We start from the raw sequence: 17,999 nt of genomic DNA on the forward strand, positions 1-17,999 counted from the left end.
TCCCCTTTCATCGCTTGCGCGCTTTGGGATCGAGCGCATCGCGCAGGGCATCGCCCAGCATGATGAAGCTCAAGACGGTGATGGACAGCGCGATGGCCGGGTAGAGCAGCGGCATCGGGTTGGACCGCAGGGAGGCCTGCGCTGCCTGGATGTCGTTGCCCCAGGACATCACGCTTGGCGGGAGTCCGATGCCAAGGAAGGAAAGGGTGGACTCGGCGACGATGAACGTGCCCAGCGAGATTGTGGCCACGACGATGATCGGGGCCAGCGAGTTGGGCATCACGTGGCGCATCAAGGCGCCGAATTTGGAGACGCCCAGGGAGCGGGCAGCCGTCACAAAGTCGGCGTTGCGCACCTCGATCACTGCTCCGCGGGTGATGCGGGCGATTTGAGGCCAGCCGAAGGTCACCAGAATCAGCACCAGCGTCCAGGCGGTCCGGTTGGCGCGGAAGACCGGCAGCTGCATCATCACGATGGCGCCCAGAATCAGCGGCAGTGCGAAGAAGATGTCGTTGATCCGGGCCAGGATTGCGTCCACCCAGCCGCCGTAGTAGCCGGCCAGGGCTCCCATGATGCCGCCGATCACGAGGACACCGATGGTGGTGAACAGGCCGACGGTCACGGAGGAGCGGGTGCCGAAGATGACGCGGGCGTAGACATCGCACCCCTGCTGGGTGAAACCGAGCGGGTGGCCGGACGTGGGACCGGCGTCGGAGTTGGCCAGCTGGCACGCTTCCGAGGACGGGTCGATCCCCGAGAAGAGCGAGGGGAAAAGGGACACTGCCACCACGACGATGATCAGGAACGATGAGATCAGGAAGAGCGGCTGCCGGCGCAGGTTTTTCCAGGCCTCGCCCCAGAGGCTCAACGGGGCGTTGTCCTCTTTGACCTTGTCGGTGGCCTGCAGGGGTGTTTCGGCCACGTCGGCGACGAAGTGTTCGATGTGGCGGGACGCCCGGGCGGGGGCTCCGCGCCTCGGGGTTCTATTCTCAAGCGTCATAGCGGATCCTTGGGTCAAGCCAGGCGTACAGCAGGTCTACAAACAGGTTGGACACAACGTAGATCAGCACGAGCACTGTCACGATGGAAACAACAGTGGGGCCTTCGCCCTGCGTGACGGCGCGGTAGAGCCGGTTGCCGACGCCGGGGACGTTGAAGATGCCCTCGGTGACGATCGCTCCGCCCATCAGTGCTCCCAGGTCGGCACCTAGGAAGGTGATCACGGGGATCAACGAATTGCGGAGGATGTGCACACGGACCACCCGGAACCGGGACAGCCCCTTGGCCGTCGCAGTGCGCACGTAGTCGGCATTCATGTTCTCGATGACGCTGGTCCTGGTGAGGCGCAGGACGTAGGCGAACGAACCCAATCCGAGCACGATCGCCGGGAGGATCAGGTCGGGGATGGTCGCCGCGGAGCTGACCGTTGGCTTGGCCCAGCCCAGCTGGACGCCGATGGTGAACTGCAGCAGGAAGCCGAGGACGAAGATCGGGATGCCGATCACAATCAGGGAAGCGACCAGAACCGTGGCGTCAAAGACCTTGCCCTTGCGGAGGCCCGCGATCAGGCCGAAGACGATGCCGAAGAAGGCTTCGAAGATCAGGGCCATCACGGCCAGGCGGGCCGTTACAGGGAACACTTCCCCGAGCACCGCGGCGATGGGACGTCCGGAGAAGTCCTGGCCGAGGTCGAAGGTGAAGATCCCCTTGAGGTAGAGCAGGTACTGGATCAGGAAGGGCTGGTCCAGGTGGTACTGCGCCCGGAGCTTCGCTGCCACGGCCTCGTTGACCGGCTTGTCGCCGAAGAGGGCCACGATGGGATCACCAGGGAGGCTGAAGACCAGGAAATAAACAAGCAGCGTGGCGCCCAGGAATACCGGGATCAGCTGCAGGAATCGCTTGAGGATGTAGCCCGCCATTAGCGAAGGACACCCCCGTCAGCAGGCACCCTGTCCAGGGATGCAATGGAGTTGTTCATCAAAGAACCTTTTCACTATGGTGCAGCTGCCACCGGTGGAGTCACGGCGGACCGGCTGCGAAATACACCGGCCGAAGCGGGTGATCAGAAATATGTGGGGAAACAGAACAACGGCGGAGGCTCCAATCGTGGCCGCCCCCGCCGTCGTTCAGTTATTTACTTGCCAGTGACGTTGTAGTACAGCGGGACGCCGTCCCAGCCGTAGTCAACGTTGGTGACCTTGTCGCTCCAGCCGCCCTGGGCAACCTGGTACCACAGGGGAATGGCCGGAAGGTCGGTCAGGAGGATTTCCTGGGCCTTGTTCATGGCCTTGTTGCCGTCGGCGACGGACGATGCGTTCAGGCCGTCCGAGATGGCCTTGTCGAACGTCGGGTTGGCGTACTTGGCGTCGTTGGAGCCGGCACCGGTCTTGTAGATCGGGCCCAGGAAGTTGTACAGCGACGGGTAGTCCGCCTGCCAGCCGGCGCGGATGGAGCCGGTGAGGGTCTTGGCGGTCGCGTCGTTGCGGGCTTCCTTGAAGGTGGCGTACGGCTTGCCTTCAACCTTGATGCCGAGGGTGTTCTTGAGCTGGTTGACCACTGCCTCAACCCAGGCCTTGTGTCCGCCCTTGTCGGCGTTGTAGGCGATGGTGAACGTCTTGTTGGCGTCCCACTTCTGGATCGCATCGGCCTTGGTCCAGGCGTCCTTGGCCTTGGCGGCGTCGAACTTCAGGTTCTCGGATCCGGGGATCGAGTCGCTGTAGCCGTCAAGCACGGGAGCCGTGAAGTCCTTGGCGGGCTGGCGGGCGCCGTTGAAGATCACCTTGGTGATCTCGTCCCGGTTGATCGCCATGGAGATGGCCTGGCGGCGGAGCTTGCCGGCCTCACCGCTCCATTCGGGCAGGTATTCCGGGATGGCGATGGTCTGGTTGCCGGCGTACGGCTTGTTGATGGTGCGGTCGCCGAGGTCGGACTTGTAGTTCTTCAGCGCGCTGGTGGGGATGGTCTGCAGGATGTCCAGGTTGTTGGACAGCAGGTCCTGGTAGGCGGCGTCGTCGTTCTGGTAGATCTTGAAGGTCACGCCGGCGTTCTTGGCCTTGCGGGGGCCGTTGTAGTCCGGGTTGGGAACGAGCTGGATCTGCACGTTGTGCTGCCAGCCGCCGTCGGCAAGCTTGTACGGGCCGTTGCCGACCGGCTTTTCGCCGAAGCCCTTCGGGTCCTTCAGGGCTGCCGAGGGAACGGGGACGAAAGCGGTGTAGCCCAGGCGCAGCGGCCAGTCGGACTCCGGCTGCTTCAGCTCGACGGTGAACGTCTGATCGTCAACGACCTTCAGGCCGGACATGGTCTCGACGGTGGAGCCTTCCGCGCTGGCTTCGTCGTAGCCCTTGATGCTCTCGAAGAAGTTCCCGCTGAGCTGGGCGTTCTTGGCTGCGGCGCCGAAGTTCCAGGAGTCAACGAAGGACTTGGCCGTGATGGCCTCGCCGTTCGTGAACTTCTGATCCTTCTTGACCTTGATGGTGAAGTGCTGGCCGTCCTTGCCCTCGATGGACTCGGCGAGTTCGTTGACCGGCTTGCCGTTCGGGTCATAGCTGACCAGTCCGGCGAAGATCATGTCGATGACCTTGCCGCCGCCGACCTCGTTGGTGTCGGCCGGCATCAGCGGACGCTGCGGCTCGGAACCGTCTGCAACGATCACCTTGCTGGTGTCGCCACCGGTGCTGCTGCTACCGGCAGCGGGGCCTCCGGCACCGCAACCGGTCAGGGCAAGAGCGGCGATGGCCACCATGCCCAGTGCTTTGGAAGTGCGCGAAAAACGCATTCCGCCTCCTATGAGTTGTGGGAGTTCGTGAGGGAAAAACTTATGCTTTCCCGCAGGCAGGCACACAGGTATCCCTGTGACGTGGCCTACATATGCTGAGTAGCCTAACCGCAAAATGTCCGAATAATGGAACTCTGTTGCCAAAACGTGATCGAGTCACAAATTGACCAGTAGAGTCAACCCCTGTGCGTTTCAGGTCACATGTTACTGGCTGGTATGCTACGCCCGCGTGAGGGCAACTATTCCAAGCCGGCCGTCAGGAGCTGCGCGCGAAGCTCACGGCGCTCGCGTTGCTTCTCCGGATCCGGCAGCGGAACGGCGGCCAGAAGCCGCTGGGTGTAGGCCTCCCGCGGGTTGCGCAGGATCTGATCCCGGGTGCCCTGCTCCACGATTCTGCCGCGCTGCATCACGCAGATGCGGTCCGCCAGCACGTCAACAACCGCAAGGTCGTGAGTGACGAAAAGGCAGGCGAAGCCGAGTTCCTTCTGGAGGGCCTGGAACAGTTCCAGCACCTTGGCCTGAACGGATACGTCGAGCGCCGATGTCGGTTCGTCCGCCACCATGAGCTTCGGCTTCAGGGACAGCGCGCGCGCGATGCCGACCCGCTGCTTCTGGCCGCCGGAGAGTTCATGCGGGTACCGGTTGCGGTAGCTTCTGGGCAGCTCGACCTGGTCCAGCAGCTCCTCGATCCGATTCTGCAACCGGGCGCCTCTTGCTTCGCCGGCAAGAAACATCGGTTCGCCGATGCTTTCACCAATGGGAAGCCGGGGGTTCAAGGATGACGAGGGATCCTGGAAGACCATCCCGATGTGGCGGCGCACTTGATGGAGTTGCTTGCCGTTCCGTTTGGCTGCTGAAATGTCCTGGCCAACAACGCGCATGGTACCGGCGGCGACCGGAAGGAGCCCGACGGCGGCGCGGCCGATCGTGGTCTTGCCCGAACCGGACTCCCCCACCAGGCCCACCACCTGGCCCGGATAGATCACCAGGTTGGCCCCCTCAACGGCCCTGAAGGCCGGCACACGCCCTTGTTTGGGGTATTCGATGGCCACGTCCGTGAGTTCCAGAACAGGCTCGCCCTGGGGCTTCTGCGCCTCCGCGGCGGCAAGTGCCGCGGCGTTCTCGCGTTCCCGGCGGACCAGGTCGTCCGTGTCGATGGAACTGAGTTCGGCGTGCGTGGCGGCCGCGAGGGCAGCCGTAACGTCCACCTCGACGCCGGTGTCCGTTCCCCCCTGCCCCAAGTGGGGCACGGCCGCGAGCAGCGCCTGGGTGTACTCGTGCTGCGGGCTGCGGAATATCTGTTCCGCTGTTCCGGTCTCCACGATCAGGCCCCGGCGCATCACGGCGATCCTGTCGGCCAGGTCGGCAACCACGCCCATGTCGTGCGTGATCAGCACAATGGCGCTGTCCAGCTTGTTGCGCAGGTTCCGCATGAGGTCAAGGATTTCGGCCTGCACCGTCACGTCGAGTGCAGTGGTGGGCTCGTCGGCTATGAGCAGCTTGGGGTCGCAGGAGAGCGACTGCGCGATCATGGCACGCTGGCGCTGGCCGCCCGATAGCTGGTGGGGATAGGACTTGAAGGCCTTTTCGGGGTCGGGCAGCTCCACCAGTTCCAGCATACGAAGGGCCCGTTCCCTGGCTTCATCGGGAGAAACCGCGTTGTGCAGGCGCACAGTCTCGACGATCTGGGCGCCCACGGTGTAAACGGGGTTCAGCGCCGTCATGGGCTCCTGGAAGATCACCGCGACGTCCTTGCCGCGCACAGCCCTGATGTTGGCGGCGTTGGGCCCCAGGAGTTCCTTCCCGGAAAGGCGCACGCTGCCGGAGACGCGGCTGTTGTCCGGCAGCAGGCCCAGGAGGGCCATCGAGCTTGCGCTCTTGCCGGAGCCGGACTCCCCCACGATGGCCAGGACCTCCCCTGCCCTGACCTCATAGTTCAACCCAATGGCGGCCGGCACCCACTTCTTGTCCACGCCGAAATCAACGCTGAGGTCGCGGACCTCGAGCACCACGGCCCCCTTCTCCGGCTCCGGGGCCGCGACGGGTTCGGGCGTGATGTTCTCAGTCATGTTGGGGTTTCCCTTCCACCCGAGCGGGCGGTGCACCGAAGATTAGTGCTGCGGCTCGGAATCCTGAATTATTAGGGGCATGAGCAGTGTGCCGCACACCGGAAACGTCGAAGTCTTCAGATCCCGTTCGAACAAGGTGTTCGCGGGGCTCGCCTGGCTGGTGGCGGCGGTCGGCGTCGTTGTTACTGCAGTGACCGGCGGCCCCGGGGCGCTCATAGGCGCCGGTCCCCTGCTGCTGATCGGCTTCCTGGGCTGGCTGCTGTTCTGGATGCCCGCCGTCGTTGTGCACGACGGCGGGATCACGTTGGAGAATCCGTTCCGGTCCGTTGCTGTTCCTTGGGCGGCCTTGGTGGACGTGGATACGCGTTACGCCCTCACCCTGGTCACGCCCGGCAAGAACTACACCTCGTGGGCTGCGCCGGCGCCAGGCATATGGGGCGGCCGCAACGCCCGGCCGGAAGACCTCAAGGGCCTGCCTTCCGCCACGTACGGCCCTGGAAAATCCGTGCGTCCCGGCGACCTGAAGTCCACGGATTCGGGCCAGGCGGCCCAGCTCGTCCGCGGACGCTGGGAAGCGCTCATCGAGTCGGGCTCCCTGGAAACCGGCCATGCCGCCACGACGCCGGTCACGGTCACCTGCCGTTGGACGGCGGTCGGCGTCACTACCCTTCTGCTGGCCGCCAGCTACTGGGGCGTGGCCGTCCACTGACCCGGATACTGTAGTGCGCGGCATTCAGGCGCCCGAGGGCCCGTCAAGTGCCGTGACGGGCGTTTTCTCCACTGCCCCGACGTCCTTGACCTTCTTGACGTTGAACTTCTTCTGCCTGGGATCGAACGCGTCGCGCAAGCCGTCGCCAATGAAGTTGATGCTCAGGCAAATCAAGACGATGAACAAGCCCGGAAACCAGAACAGCCAGGGCCGTGTGGCGAAGGCTTCCTGGTTTTGCTGAATGAGCAGGCCCAGGGAGGTGTCCGGGGCCTTGACGCCCACGCCAAGATAGCTCAACGCGGTCTCGGTCAGGATCGCGGCCGACATGGTCAGGGTGACATTGACGATCAGCACGCCGACGGCGTTGGGCAGGATGTGCTTGAAGATGATCCTGGCGTTGCTGGCGCCGGAGATCCGCGCCGCGTCAACGAATTCGCGCTCACGCAGCGTCAGGAATTCCCCACGCATCAGGCGGGCCAGTCCCACCCAGCTGATGAGGCCAAGGAAGATTCCCAGCGCGAGGACGCCGTTAGTGCTGGTGAATTGGGAAAACCAGCTCCCGGAGTCCCGGCGGCCGGCCAGTTGGGCCATCACTGCGGCGAGCAGCAGGGCCGGAATGATGATGATGACGTCGGTGAGGCGCATCAGCACTGCTTCGAGCCAGCCGCGGAAATATCCCGAGAGGGCCCCCACCACGACCCCGATGAACCCCGCGATCAGGCCGATGACAAGCATGATGGTGATGGACTGCTGCGCCCCGCGCATGGTCATGGCGAAGAGGTCACGCCCGATCCGGTCCTGGCCGAAGGGGTGGTCCCCCCAGGCCAGCGGCCACAGTGAGGCCGTAGGGGTGCCGTCGTTGATAAGGGGTGCGACGTCCTCGTGGTTGTACTTCCACCAGCCGGGGATCCCGGCATAGCCGACGCTGGTGAAGGCCATGATGAAGATGATGGCGAAGACGATCAGCCCAATGATGGCGCCGGAGTGGCCGAGGAAACGCTTCCGCACGATCTGGCCCTGGCTAAGTCCCTTTGCCTCCAGGATCGGTTCGATTCCTGCCGCAGCCGGGCGCCCAAGGCCTGCTTCTTCGGCCATGATCTCGTCCTGCTGGCTTGGCTGGCTCATGCTTTCACCCTTACACGTGGATCAAGTGCGGAATACGCGAGGTCCGCAATGAGGTTGAAGCCCATCGCCGTGATGGCAACGCAAACAAACACGCCCATCACCGGGTTCGGGTCGACGTGCGAGATGCCGTCAAAGAACAGGAAACCCATACCGCGGACGGAAAAGACCGTCTCGGTGATCACGGCGCCGCCGATGAGGCCCCCGATGTCGAAGGCCACGATGGTGGCGATCGGTATGAGGGCGTTGCGGAACGCATGCCGCATCACCACTGTCCTTTCCGTCAAACCCTTGGCGCGCGCCGTCCTGATGTAGTCCATATTCATGATTTCCAGCATCGAGGCGCGGGTGAACCGGGTGTAGCCGGCCAGGGAAATGAGGACCAGTGCCATGGTCGGCAGGATGAGGTGGGTGAAGGAGTCCAGGCTCAGGATCCAGAAATCGCCTTCGATGTTCGGGGTGCTGGCCCCGATGGTGGCGATGGGCCGGCCACGCACCCGGCTGTTGTTGAAGTACGCCGGCCATGCCTGCATGTACCGGTCGAGCAGAATCAGGAAGCCGACCAGAAATGCCGTGATTCCGGCGGCCCGCATCGATTGGCCGCGGTCGTAGCCGCCAACCAGGTACCCGATTCCCATGCCCACCAGAACGGTGGCGACAGCCAGGAGGACGACCATGAGGAAGGTGGCCTCGTTCAGGAGTGGCTGCACGGCATAGTAGGCCACAAGTCCCACGCCCACGGCGATCAACGATGACTGAAGGGCCTTGCGGTTCTTCAGTCCCGCTGTCAGCAGTGTCACGGCGAAGGCGATACCTATGCCCGCAATCACGATCAGCACTGGACCGAGCCCAGGGGCCTTGAACCACAAGGTGGCGGAGAAGTAGATAAGCACCCCGGCCACCACGGCAAAGACCACGCCGCCGGTGATCAGCCGCCGCTTGAGATCACCGCCGACCGAGACCGCCGCCACCACACCGAGCACGGCTCCGATGCCGAGGGCAACGGGCAGCGGTATCTCGGGGTTTTTGAGGAAATTGTTGAAGCCGATGGCACCGAATTCCTTGAGGAGAACGGCTACCCAGAAGATCGGGAGGGAGAAGAACAGGAACGCCATGAATGTCACGCCGTAGTCGAGGGTGCTGTACTGCCGCAGAGCAGTGATGATGCCAAGGGTTATCCCGACGAGGATGGCAAGGATCGTGGCTCCCGTGACCAGCGTCAGCGTCTGGACCAGAGCATGCCCAAGGGCGCCTGTAATCGGCTCGCCGGCGATGTTTTTGCCCAGGTCACATGTGCCGGCCCACGGAACAAGGCACCGGGCAGCCCCGCCAAGCCACTTGAAATACCGCAGGGGCGCCGGCGTGTCCAGGTCAAGGAGCTGCGACCTCGAATCCATCAGCTGCTGCTTGTTCGGGGCGCTGCTGGCGCGGAATTCTTCCAGGGGGTCCCCTGACGCCGCTGTCAGGAGGTACACCAGGTAGGACGCGCCAAGAAGAATCAGTGCTGCGGTGATGAGTCGCCTGACTACATAGGTCACCATTGTGCTTTAACCTCGGGATTCGGTGGCTGTCGCCAGAAAGGCGCCGGGACCGTGGTGCTGTGGTCCCGGCGCCTTCGCTAGCTTTGTTGAGCTGGTGGTCGTCGGCTCACTTCTGAGCCCACTCCCAGAAGTTCCACCAGACACCGGTCTGGTTCGGCATGAACTTCACGCCGGTGATGCGGTCGCTGTAGGCATCCACACCAACCGACTGGAAGAGCGGGAGGCCGTAAGCGGAGTCCCAGATTTTCTTGTCGATCTGTTTGGTGAGGTCGTCCTGCTTGCTGCGGTCCGTGGTGACGATCAGCTCGTCCATCAGCTTGTCGGCGTCGGGGTCGCTGAACTTGTTGAAGTTGGAGTCGTTTCCGGACTTGAAGATCTGCGGCACGCCGGACACGCCAACACCCGGGTTGGTCCAGCCGAAGATGGTCGCGTCGTAGCCGCCCTTGCCGAGGGCCTTGCCCCAGTCAGACTTGCCAAGGCCGCCGTCGACGATCTTGAAACCGGCTTTGGTGGCGGACTCGCGGATCAGCGAGTAGGCGTCCACGCGGTTGGGGTTGTCCTTGTTGTACATGATGCGGATTTCGGGCGTCGCTCCATTGAGGAGCTTCTTGGCACCGTCAATGTCGACATCCTGGTATGCGGAAGAACCGTTGTTCTTGGCCGAGTCGGCGTAGGCGGCCTGGGCCGGAACGAACAGCTGCGAGTCAAGCGGCTTGGCCTCGGGATCCAGCTTCTTCACGATCTTGTCCACGATGTCCTTGCGCGGGACCGTCTTCATGAAGGCCTCGCGGACATTCTTGTCCGCCAGAGGACCGGAGTAGTTGAGGTCGATGTGGTCGTAGGAGAGCTGGTTGCCCTGGTCCACGGTTACGCCCTGGCTCTTGAGCGCCTTGAGCTGATCGAGGGTGTCAGCCGAGGCCTGCGGCGCGATGATGTCAGCTTCGCCGTTCTTGAGGGCCTGCACCTGGGCCGGAGCTGAGCCGATGTACCGGACAGTGATCTCGTCCAGGCTGGCGGCCGGTCCCCAGTTGTAGTCCTTGTTGCGGACCATGGTGAGGGACTGGTCCTGATTGATGCTCTTGACGACGTACGGCCCGTTGGAAAGGAAGAGGGTGGGATCCGCCGGCAGCGTCTTGGTGTCAAAACCGGTGTTCCAAAGGTCCGACATGGCCTTTAGTTTGTCATCCGCCGGCTTGGGAGCCTTGGAGTCACCCTTGGGCTTTGACTTGAAGTAGTCGATAAGCGCCTGGGCGTCGTTAAGTCCGGCCTTTTTGGCGAGGACGTGGGCCGGGATGTCGATGCCGGGCCCGCCAAGAACGATTTCCCAGTCAGCGAACGGCTTGGAGTATTTCACCGTCATGGAGCGGTTGTTGTCCCCGATTTCGGGGAAGCTGGTGAGCTTGAGACCAGTGGGATCCCCGGCGTAGGAGAAGTATGAGGTGCCGGTCTTGGCCGCCGGATCGGCGTCGTCGTAGTAACCGGAAAAGGCCGCCCACTGGAGGAGGAGGTCCGCCGCCGTCACGGGCGTGCCGTCCGACCACTTGACGCCCTCGTTGATGGTGTACTTCACGGTCAGGGGGTTGTCGGAGGTCTTTTCCATCTTGCCGAACTTGTCGTTGTGGACGACGTTCAACTTGTTGTCAATGTAGTAGAAACCCGAGTGGGTGGCGTAGCTGATCTTGGAGTTGATGTCAGTGTTGCCGTCGGCGGTGTTGGGGTTGAACGTGTTGAACGCGTTCACCTCGACCACTGTGGCTGTGCCGCCCTGTTTGCCCGCCGTAGCGCTTGACGGGGTTGTCCCGCCGCTGTTTCCGGCGCAGGCGCTGAGAGCGAGCGCGGCAGCTGCCGCGACGCCTATAGCTTTGGAAATACGACCTGAGCGCATTCCGCCTCCTAGTTTCCGTGATAAGAAAAGACCGCCGCTGTGGGCGCCGGCCAGACTGCCCATTTCCCCCAGTGAGAATGTGGCAAGTCTCACATGAGCAGTAGCCTAGACCGGAAAGTAAGCCCTATGGGACCAAAGTTGCCCGTGGGTAAAGGTTGTTACCGAGCTGCAACAATGCATCCAACGCCTCTTCCAAGACACAGCAATCAGGGGGTCCAGGGCCGACGGCGGGGGGTAAGTCCATCGACAGAAAAAAGCCCCGATTCGAGCGAATCGGGGCTTCTCCTGTTAAATCTCAATCACTCCGCGGTGGGGAGCCTGCTTAGACGTTGAAGCGGAACTCCACCACGTTCCGGTACGGAATAACGTCTGCCTCCCCCACGACTGACCCCGAGACAGGACGTTTGGCGTAGCGAACCTCGACACGCCGGATTCGTCTCGGGAACACGCGCCCGATCCCCGTCCGGACCGCAGCTTGAGCTCCGCCACGCCAGTCACAGAAGCGTTATGACGCGGGAGCGCGGACCGCTCACGGACCGAATGGCCGAAGTAAGGAAGAGTGAGTGCAAACACCGCGGCAGGTGGTTCTTCACGGCTGGCATTCACCTCGTTCATGAATTACGTAGCGATAGTTGAATATTGCCGTCGTGGGTGCTGTCATACCGAGTGGCGGAAGCATCCTGCATGAGGGCTGAGAACATCTCGGTTATATAAACGGCGATACTCGCATGTTGAGCAATCAGGTCAGCGCCACCGCCGAGTGCCACACGAACAGGATCCAGCGCTGGCGTGGCAGGGTCCGCGGCCGCAGCACGCAGCAGTTCCAGGCGCTGCGGACCGGACGTATAGCCGAGCTCGAACAGCGTCCAGTGGATGAGGTGCATCAGAGCAGTATCACGGTCGAAGTCTCCATGCGAGAGCATGGATTTCTTTTCTTCCCTGGTGAGATCAAACTCGCGGTAAAGCGTCAGACCGAAGTCCGTGAAGAGTAGCCTGCCATCCCGCACGAGGACGTTCCCCGGATGCACATCGAAATGCTGGAATCCTTGGCTGTTCATCCATGCTGTGGCTTCAAGGAGTTGGTCGACCACGCCAGGGAAGACGGTCGCCCAAGTGCCAGCAGCCACACTGCTGCGCACCCAAGCGCCCAGCGTTTCGGGCACGTACTCAAGGAAGAACACCATGCTCTTAGACGCGTCTTTCATTGCGGCGAGTTTGCGCTGAACCTGAGGCCAGTGTGGCCCCCACTGACGGGGAGAGGCATCGCCGTCGAACTCGCTAAGGTCCGCGTCACCCTTCAGATCAACGACTCGCCACCCGAGTAGAAGCGGGAAGAAATCCACTGCTCCTGCCTGAACCCAATCGGTGGTCACCTGATGTGCCGCAAGTTCTCGCCCGACTGCGTGGGTAGGGCTTCCTATCCCATAGTGGGAGGCAAAGGGAAGTTGGAGGCGGCTAGTAGTGGACGTTGGATCAGCCTCTTCAATACTCGTCAGTGGGAGCTGTTTCACGAAGACACTCGTTTGATCGATGCAAACCTTCTTAGTGGTTCCCCCAATGCCTATGCCGACCGGCTCAGCAGCATTGACGAGTGCCCGCACGCCGGCATCATTGAGCCTGGCAAGCGTGTCCGATAGCCGCTGGGCCTGACTCTTAAGGATCATCATTGCTTCACCCTAGGGCAGTGCCCGCTCGCCGCTAATGACCTGGACTTGGTTGAGGGCAGCCGTACCGAGACCGTGCCCGGTTCCAGATGACGGTCAGCCATGGGATGCTCGCGACCTTGCTTCGAAACGGTTCAATTCATGTTCGCCGCTGGCATGCGATACGCGGACCTTTCAGGTGGCCGCAGGAACTAGCACAGCGTGGATTCGCTTCGGCGCCTTCCTCGTCATCAGTGTTCACAGCTGCCCTCTTGATCGACAATCGAGCACATCTGGATCCGTCACTCGGGCTCGAGGCCCGGGTCGGCGCGAAAGCTCTTAACCATTTCTTCAAACTTCAATGCGTGCTTTCGAATTCGACCGGCGTCGAGTTCCGAATTGAGGAACGGCTTGCGCTTCCCGACCAACAGAACATCACGCGACCTGCCGCCGACTTCCAGTGGTCTCGTGAGTGGAAAGAGCGCAGCTAATGCAGCGGATTCGACGGTGTCTGGCAGGCGTGCTCGAAGCCAGGCGATCTGTTCCGTGGTGAAGAGGTTGGCTGGAATCGATAGCTTCTCAAGGTTTGCCAAGGACCCAAGGGGCTGAACTCGGCCATCCTTGATGTGTTTCGGATGCAGGCTTAGGTTCGTTAGCCCCTTAAGTCCGCCCAGGGGTTCCAAGGTCTCGAAAGTCGACTTGCCCCATACGGCGTCACCGATGATGAGCTCCCTCAGCGCTTGTCCGGCGCAGAGGTCATCTAGCCGGTGGAGCCGGGTGAAATCCTCGACGCGCAATGCCGTCAGGTGCGGAGTACACGTAAGGTCCCAAAGACGCGTTGATCGCTGATTCCAGTAGAACGAGACCATCCGAAGTTCCGGCAGGTCCTCAAGCGGTGTGAGGTCCTCAAGTCTGGGACACTTCCAAAACTCAATCGCTTTGAACTGCGTTCCGTAGCTGGAGACCAGCCTCTCGAATGTGGACTGGTCCAAGCCGCTAATACGCAGGGCCACCGCGCCGGGGTTCGCCTCGATCTTCGCGAATTGGCCCAGATTGAACCGACCGCCGCCGACCTCCGGCTGAACAAGGTCGAGGAACCACGAAGGCCGGATATCGCCCGCACGCCGAAGCTCCATTAGGTCCTTGGGACCTGGTTCCATGACCCCCCCGTCCGCTCAGTGGTTAACGCTCCAAGATAATCCGGCAAAACTTGTCCAACTAGACGACGGAGACCAGCATCCCCATCTGGACCGCCTGCAAGCCCCCAACCGGAGCAAGCGCCACCCAAAAACTCAGATCACCATGGCCGGGATTCCACGGGCGGTCGATGCCCACATGAGCCGCCCGCCGAATTGCCCGGTGAAGGTGCCCCAACCCTAACGCGCTCGGCGCGTCTGATCGACGCTGGCATCGGCGGAACTACTGACGCTATAGCCCCGGACGCATCCATCCACTGGGTCCGGCTGCCTGGCCCGTCACCGCGGCGCTTGTTTTTGTCCACCGACCCGGTGACCATTCACCCCTCCGTGGCGGCGTTCTGCGATCGTTCGGTCTCGCGCCGGCGCCCGTAAGCCGATCGCTTACCGGGCCAGACCGAGACGGTCCCCCACTTCAGGATGGGGTCGTGGAGGCCGCGGTCTCGACCTCAGCGGGCATCGTAGGTCGGTTGTCAGCCAAGCTCGGCTCGACGACGAGGATCGGCTCCGTACTCTGACCACCCGCCCGCGTAGAGACGGCCCTGACCGAGTCCTGCATGCTCGAGAGCGAGAAGGTTGTGGCAGGCCGTGACGCCTGAGCCACAGTAGGAGATGACGGCAGTCGCATCTTCGATCCCAACCTTCGCAAACGCTCGTCGGACCTCTGCGCTCGGGCGCAGGCGTGCGTCGGGGGCGAGGTTCCCACGGCACGGGACGTTCACTGCGCCAGGGATGTGTCCGGCTTGGGGATCGGTGGGCAGCTGGAGGCTTCCGTCGAAGCGGTCGGCATTGCGGGCGTCGACGATGATCCCGGAGGCCCCTGCCGTGATGTCCTCAAGCCGGGCGAGGCAGGCCTCGGGCCACGGAGACGGCGTGAAGGCTGCGGACGTCAGCTTCACGGGCGTCGTGTCCAGCGGTCCCGTCCATGCGGCAATCCCGCCGTCGAGCAGCGCCGCCCGATGCCCGAGCGCACGCAGCATCCACACGAGTCGCGCGGCGATGACTCCCCCCGCGTCGTCATAGGCGATGACGGTCGTGTCGTCGCCGATTCCCAGGGAGGACATTCCATGTGCGAACACTGCAGAGTCGGGAAGCGGGTTCAGCCCCTGTGGCCCCGAATTGCCCGACAGCCATGCGTCCAGGTCCACGAACACCGCATCTGGAAGATGGCCGCCGTCGTACGCCGTACGGCCCGACGCCCCGTCGAGATACCACCGAACATCAGCGGTGACAACGCTACTTCGGTGCGCCTTGAGCCACGCGGCATCAACAAAAGGCGGAAGATCTTCCTGGGTTCTCCGGGTGTGCTCCATACAGTGCAGGCTAGAGGGCGGGTCCATAATTCGAGCAAAAACGTCCCATGATGTGGACATTCGGCAGAGAATGCGACGCACGGCCGCAGGCGCCCGATAGCCGGTCCCCCACCGCGGGCCCATCGAAGCCGATCCGCCCGGCCACATGACCTCCACGCCGGGCTCCGGCATACGATCCTCCGTCCTGCCGCTCTTCGGCGTGAGGGCATCGGGATCTCTGAAGGTGCTCCCCCTGGGCTTGGAGTTATTGGACCGGGAACAGAAATGCCACCCGCTGCCATCGCCGGGTGGTATTTCCGAGAGCACGATTGGGGTCGATGTGACGACCATTGTGGGTGCCCGAGTTGTTGCCGTTCTCCGTCTGGCGGAAGAGTTCTTCGAAGGTACCGACGTAGTGGGTGAGCAGGTGTTGGCCGTCTTCTCCGCGATAGACAGCTCCTGGCCAATCTGGCGGTTACTCAGCCCCCTGGCCAAGGCCGAGTGCGACCGAAGCTTCCGCTTTCGACAGGCGCAGGAGTCTCTCAACCCGCCGCCGGAAGATCTGACTCTGCCGCGGTGATCTTGCTGGTCGCCCACGAAACCCTCCGGCGCAGGGGATCACTACGGTCAGGGCCCGCGAAGGAACTCGCGCACCGCCTCGACGTATTCGGTGGTCCGCGTTGCCATCGCCCCGTGGCCCGCGCCCGCGAAAATACGGACCTCGGCCCCTGGATACAGCGCCCGGAGGGCAGCTCGCGCCTGCGGTGAAAACACTTCGTCGAGTTCCGATTCGATGAGCAGCACAGGCACCGGCGGGGTGGCGGGCCCCGGCACGGACAGGGGCGGCAGATGCGCGAATTCGTTCATTTCCCAGAGTCCGGACAGCAGGTCGTCTTTTCCCAATCGCGTCAGGATGTCCGACAGCAGCGTCTTCCAAAACTCTGCTGTGTCCTGCGAGCCTGGAGCAAACCAGCGGCGCCAGTTCCACCCTGTCAGGAAACGCACGGCACTTTCCGGAAGGAGGGCAAGTAAGCGGACGAGGAGCTGCAGCACGGGCAACGGGGCCGCGGCCGGGCCACCGGTGTTGGCCAGCACCAGGCGCCGCACGCGTTCGGGATGCCGCCGGACGAATACCTGAGCCACGAATCCGCCGAACGAGGAACCCAGCACATCCGCCTGGCGGACGCCCTCGGCCTCGAGGATGGCAGCCAGGCCGTCCGCCAGCCCGATAATGCCCGCGCCGGCGGGATACGCCGGGGCGATCACCCGGAAGTCCCCTTCCAGCGCTTCAATCAGCAACAGGTACAGATCCGGCACCCTCGTCCCTCCGGAGGGCAGAAGCACAACTTTCTCCCCCGAGCCGCGGGAGAGGTACCGCCAGCGCACGCCGCCCACATCGAGCTCGCGGTACGGATGGCCGGCGCGGAACGCGGCGAGCTGGGCCTCCAGATCCCCGGCATGGGCCCGTATTGCCCCGCTGCCTCGGGGCTCGGTGCTGCGCAATGGCAATGCCGGGATTTTGCTCGTCCCCGCGCCTTGGCGGCCACCTTCGAGGAAGCGGCGGACGACGTCGTCGTACTCCGCCGGGTGGGTGACAGCCGCCCAGTGGCCGCCCTGCGCGAAAACGTGCACGCGGGCGCCGGGGTAGGCGGCCAGTAGGGTTTCGCGTTCCCGGGATGTGAAGCCGCGGTCATCGGAAGCGGCGATGATCAGCACGTCGTCCGGCCGGTCGAAGGCTGACGTGGCAGCATAACGGGCCGGATGCGCAGCCAGATCCAGGAGCACGGCCAAGCGCGCCAGGGCCGACGCCTTGCTGTGTGCTGCGAAGAGGTCCTCGCTGTAGGCGCTGAGAAATGCACGCTCATCGTCTTCCGCCGCCGCGAGAAGGCGCCTGATCCGGGGGCGGTAAAAGGCCGCGAGGGCGGCCTTCGGCAGGACCGAGAATAGGGCCACAAACTCGGTGACCAACCGCGTGTGTGCCCTGGTATAGAGGCCGAATCCGGAAAGGACCAGCTTGTCCACGCGGTGCGGATAACGCCGGGCAAACGCATGCGCGACGCCGGCTCCGAGGGAGTGGCCGATAACGCTCGCGGACTGGATGCCCTCGGCATCGAGAAGGGCTGCGATGCCGGCCAAGAGTTCGGCCATGGTCCGCACGGCCGGATATGAAGGTGCCAGCACCCGGAATCGAGGCTCGAACGTGCTGACTGTGCGGAACGCGGAGTCGCCAAAGGAAAAGCCGCCGCCCAGAACGATGAGTGCAGGCTTTGCAGCTTCAGCCGGGGCAGGCGCTGGTTCCGGTCCCGCGATGTACTTCCATTCGACGCCGTCCACCGTCAGCGAACGGAACGGGTGCGTGGCCCGGAACGCCCGCAACTCGGCATATCCGTTCATGGATCCTCCCGCCGGATCGCCTTAGAGCCTCACAGCCCGGACACTACGCCGATGCTTCAGGGCCCTGCAAGCGACGGTGCACCCCCGTGCGTAGGGAACTTAAGCCTCAAGCCCTTTCCGCGGCCTCCTAGGGAGGGAAACGTCGTCGGTGCTGGGGGTATTCGCGCCCAGTTTCAGTCTGCGGGACAGCCCCACTTTCGTTGAGCGACCTATTGCGCGCCCGGTAGGCGAGCCCAAGCAAGTTTCGGCGAACGTGCCTTGGTCCGGGGCGTTTTAGGCAATAGTCGACGTTCCCAGTACCTGCGCGGGCCCGGGATCCAGCCCCCAACATCGCGTCGTCACCCGACTAATGGCCCTGTCCTGGGATGACGAT

General features: G+C 63.2%; 13 protein-coding genes. 2 read left to right on the forward strand and 11 right to left on the reverse strand.

What is annotated here, in order from left to right:
- Nucleotides 1–7: 7 nt before the first annotated feature.
- The 4 genes from ACP4XC_RS17270 to ACP4XC_RS17285 all read right to left on the reverse strand — a co-directional run bounded on the left by ACP4XC_RS17270 (nucleotide 8) and on the right by ACP4XC_RS17285 (nucleotide 5,844).
- Entirely contained in the window at nucleotides 8–1,000 is a 993-nt protein-coding gene (locus ACP4XC_RS17270) for an ABC transporter permease (RefSeq protein WP_427171790.1), read from the reverse strand.
- The gene (locus ACP4XC_RS17275; RefSeq protein ID WP_427171792.1) at nucleotides 990–1,919 is read right to left on the reverse strand and encodes an ABC transporter permease; all 930 of its coding nucleotides are present in this window, start codon (nucleotides 1,917–1,919) and stop codon (nucleotides 990–992) included. The genes ACP4XC_RS17270 and ACP4XC_RS17275 overlap by 11 nt, the downstream gene beginning before the upstream one ends.
- Nucleotides 1,920–2,134: 215 nt before the next feature.
- Nucleotides 2,135–3,775 (reverse strand): peptide ABC transporter substrate-binding protein, encoded by a 1,641-nt coding sequence (locus ACP4XC_RS17280; RefSeq protein ID WP_427171794.1) that lies wholly within the window; start codon nucleotides 3,773–3,775, stop codon nucleotides 2,135–2,137.
- Nucleotides 3,776–4,014: 239 nt separating this feature from the next.
- The gene (locus ACP4XC_RS17285) at nucleotides 4,015–5,844 is read right to left on the reverse strand and encodes an ABC transporter ATP-binding protein (RefSeq protein WP_427171796.1); all 1,830 of its coding nucleotides are present in this window, start codon (nucleotides 5,842–5,844) and stop codon (nucleotides 4,015–4,017) included.
- A gap of 79 nt (nucleotides 5,845–5,923) precedes the next feature.
- On the opposite strand from ACP4XC_RS17285, the gene ACP4XC_RS17290 reads away from it, so the two are divergent.
- The gene (locus ACP4XC_RS17290; RefSeq protein WP_427171798.1) at nucleotides 5,924–6,553 is read left to right on the forward strand and encodes a PH domain-containing protein; all 630 of its coding nucleotides are present in this window, start codon (nucleotides 5,924–5,926) and stop codon (nucleotides 6,551–6,553) included.
- 24 nt (nucleotides 6,554–6,577) lie between these two features.
- On the opposite strand, the gene ACP4XC_RS17295 is transcribed toward ACP4XC_RS17290, so the two are convergent.
- The 6 genes from ACP4XC_RS17295 to ACP4XC_RS17320 form a co-directional block, all read right to left on the reverse strand.
- The gene (locus tag ACP4XC_RS17295; RefSeq protein WP_427171800.1) at nucleotides 6,578–7,678 is read right to left on the reverse strand and encodes an ABC transporter permease; all 1,101 of its coding nucleotides are present in this window, start codon (nucleotides 7,676–7,678) and stop codon (nucleotides 6,578–6,580) included.
- Nucleotides 7,675–9,216 (reverse strand): ABC transporter permease, encoded by a 1,542-nt coding sequence (locus ACP4XC_RS17300; RefSeq protein ID WP_427171801.1) that lies wholly within the window; start codon nucleotides 9,214–9,216, stop codon nucleotides 7,675–7,677. Before ACP4XC_RS17300 ends, ACP4XC_RS17295 begins: the two co-directional genes overlap by 4 nt.
- A gap of 106 nt (nucleotides 9,217–9,322) precedes the next feature.
- Nucleotides 9,323–11,101 carry an ABC transporter family substrate-binding protein gene (locus ACP4XC_RS17305; RefSeq protein WP_427171803.1) on the reverse strand — a complete coding sequence of 593 codons (1,779 nt, stop codon included), beginning with the start codon at nucleotides 11,099–11,101 and terminating at the stop codon, nucleotides 9,323–9,325.
- Between the two features lie 611 nt (nucleotides 11,102–11,712).
- Nucleotides 11,713–12,768: a hypothetical protein gene (locus ACP4XC_RS17310; RefSeq protein ID WP_427171805.1), complete on the reverse strand. Its 1,056-nt coding sequence runs from the start codon at nucleotides 12,766–12,768 to the stop codon at nucleotides 11,713–11,715.
- 278 nt (nucleotides 12,769–13,046) lie between these two features.
- Nucleotides 13,047–13,904, reverse strand: a complete 858-nt coding sequence (locus ACP4XC_RS17315; protein ID WP_427171807.1) for a hypothetical protein — start codon at nucleotides 13,902–13,904, stop codon at nucleotides 13,047–13,049.
- 509 nt (nucleotides 13,905–14,413) lie between these two features.
- A complete protein-coding gene (locus tag ACP4XC_RS17320; protein WP_427171809.1) occupies nucleotides 14,414–15,253 on the reverse strand; it encodes a sulfurtransferase in 840 nt (279 codons plus the stop codon).
- A gap of 145 nt (nucleotides 15,254–15,398) precedes the next feature.
- Between ACP4XC_RS17320 and ACP4XC_RS17325 the strand changes: the two genes are divergently transcribed.
- Nucleotides 15,399–15,812, forward strand: a complete 414-nt coding sequence (locus ACP4XC_RS17325) for a hypothetical protein (protein ID WP_427171810.1) — start codon at nucleotides 15,399–15,401, stop codon at nucleotides 15,810–15,812.
- A 47-nt stretch (nucleotides 15,813–15,859) separates the two neighbouring features.
- On the opposite strand, the gene ACP4XC_RS17330 is transcribed toward ACP4XC_RS17325, so the two are convergent.
- The gene (locus tag ACP4XC_RS17330; protein ID WP_427171812.1) at nucleotides 15,860–17,626 is read right to left on the reverse strand and encodes an alpha/beta fold hydrolase; all 1,767 of its coding nucleotides are present in this window, start codon (nucleotides 17,624–17,626) and stop codon (nucleotides 15,860–15,862) included.
- Between the last annotated feature and the right edge of the window lie 373 nt (nucleotides 17,627–17,999).

The sequence above is a fragment of the Arthrobacter sp. 92 genome (genome assembly GCF_050260325.1).
GTDB lineage: Bacteria > Actinomycetota > Actinomycetes > Actinomycetales > Micrococcaceae > Arthrobacter.

What these genes read in the sequence shown, in the direction of transcription:
- ACP4XC_RS17320 (WP_427171809.1), bottom strand. Translation starts at nt 15,253, where the DNA reads ATGGAGCACACCCGGAGAACCCAGGAAGATCTTCCGCCTTTTGTTGAT.
- ACP4XC_RS17315 (WP_427171807.1), bottom strand. Translation starts at nt 13,904, where the DNA reads ATGGAACCAGGTCCCAAGGACCTAATGGAGCTTCGGCGTGCGGGCGAT.
- ACP4XC_RS17295 (WP_427171800.1), bottom strand. Translation starts at nt 7,678, where the DNA reads ATGAGCCAGCCAAGCCAGCAGGACGAGATCATGGCCGAAGAAGCAGGC.
- ACP4XC_RS17275 (WP_427171792.1), bottom strand. Translation starts at nt 1,919, where the DNA reads ATGGCGGGCTACATCCTCAAGCGATTCCTGCAGCTGATCCCGGTATTC.
- ACP4XC_RS17280 (WP_427171794.1), bottom strand. Translation starts at nt 3,775, where the DNA reads ATGCGTTTTTCGCGCACTTCCAAAGCACTGGGCATGGTGGCCATCGCC.
- ACP4XC_RS17270 (WP_427171790.1), bottom strand. Translation starts at nt 1,000, where the DNA reads ATGACGCTTGAGAATAGAACCCCGAGGCGCGGAGCCCCCGCCCGGGCG.
- ACP4XC_RS17330 (WP_427171812.1), bottom strand. Translation starts at nt 17,626, where the DNA reads ATGAACGGATATGCCGAGTTGCGGGCGTTCCGGGCCACGCACCCGTTC.
- ACP4XC_RS17325 (WP_427171810.1), top strand. Translation starts at nt 15,399, where the DNA reads ATGACCTCCACGCCGGGCTCCGGCATACGATCCTCCGTCCTGCCGCTC.
- ACP4XC_RS17290 (WP_427171798.1), top strand. Translation starts at nt 5,924, where the DNA reads ATGAGCAGTGTGCCGCACACCGGAAACGTCGAAGTCTTCAGATCCCGT.
- ACP4XC_RS17305 (WP_427171803.1), bottom strand. Translation starts at nt 11,101, where the DNA reads ATGCGCTCAGGTCGTATTTCCAAAGCTATAGGCGTCGCGGCAGCTGCC.
- ACP4XC_RS17285 (WP_427171796.1), bottom strand. Translation starts at nt 5,844, where the DNA reads ATGACTGAGAACATCACGCCCGAACCCGTCGCGGCCCCGGAGCCGGAG.
- ACP4XC_RS17310 (WP_427171805.1), bottom strand. Translation starts at nt 12,768, where the DNA reads ATGATGATCCTTAAGAGTCAGGCCCAGCGGCTATCGGACACGCTTGCC.
- ACP4XC_RS17300 (WP_427171801.1), bottom strand. Translation starts at nt 9,216, where the DNA reads ATGGTGACCTATGTAGTCAGGCGACTCATCACCGCAGCACTGATTCTT.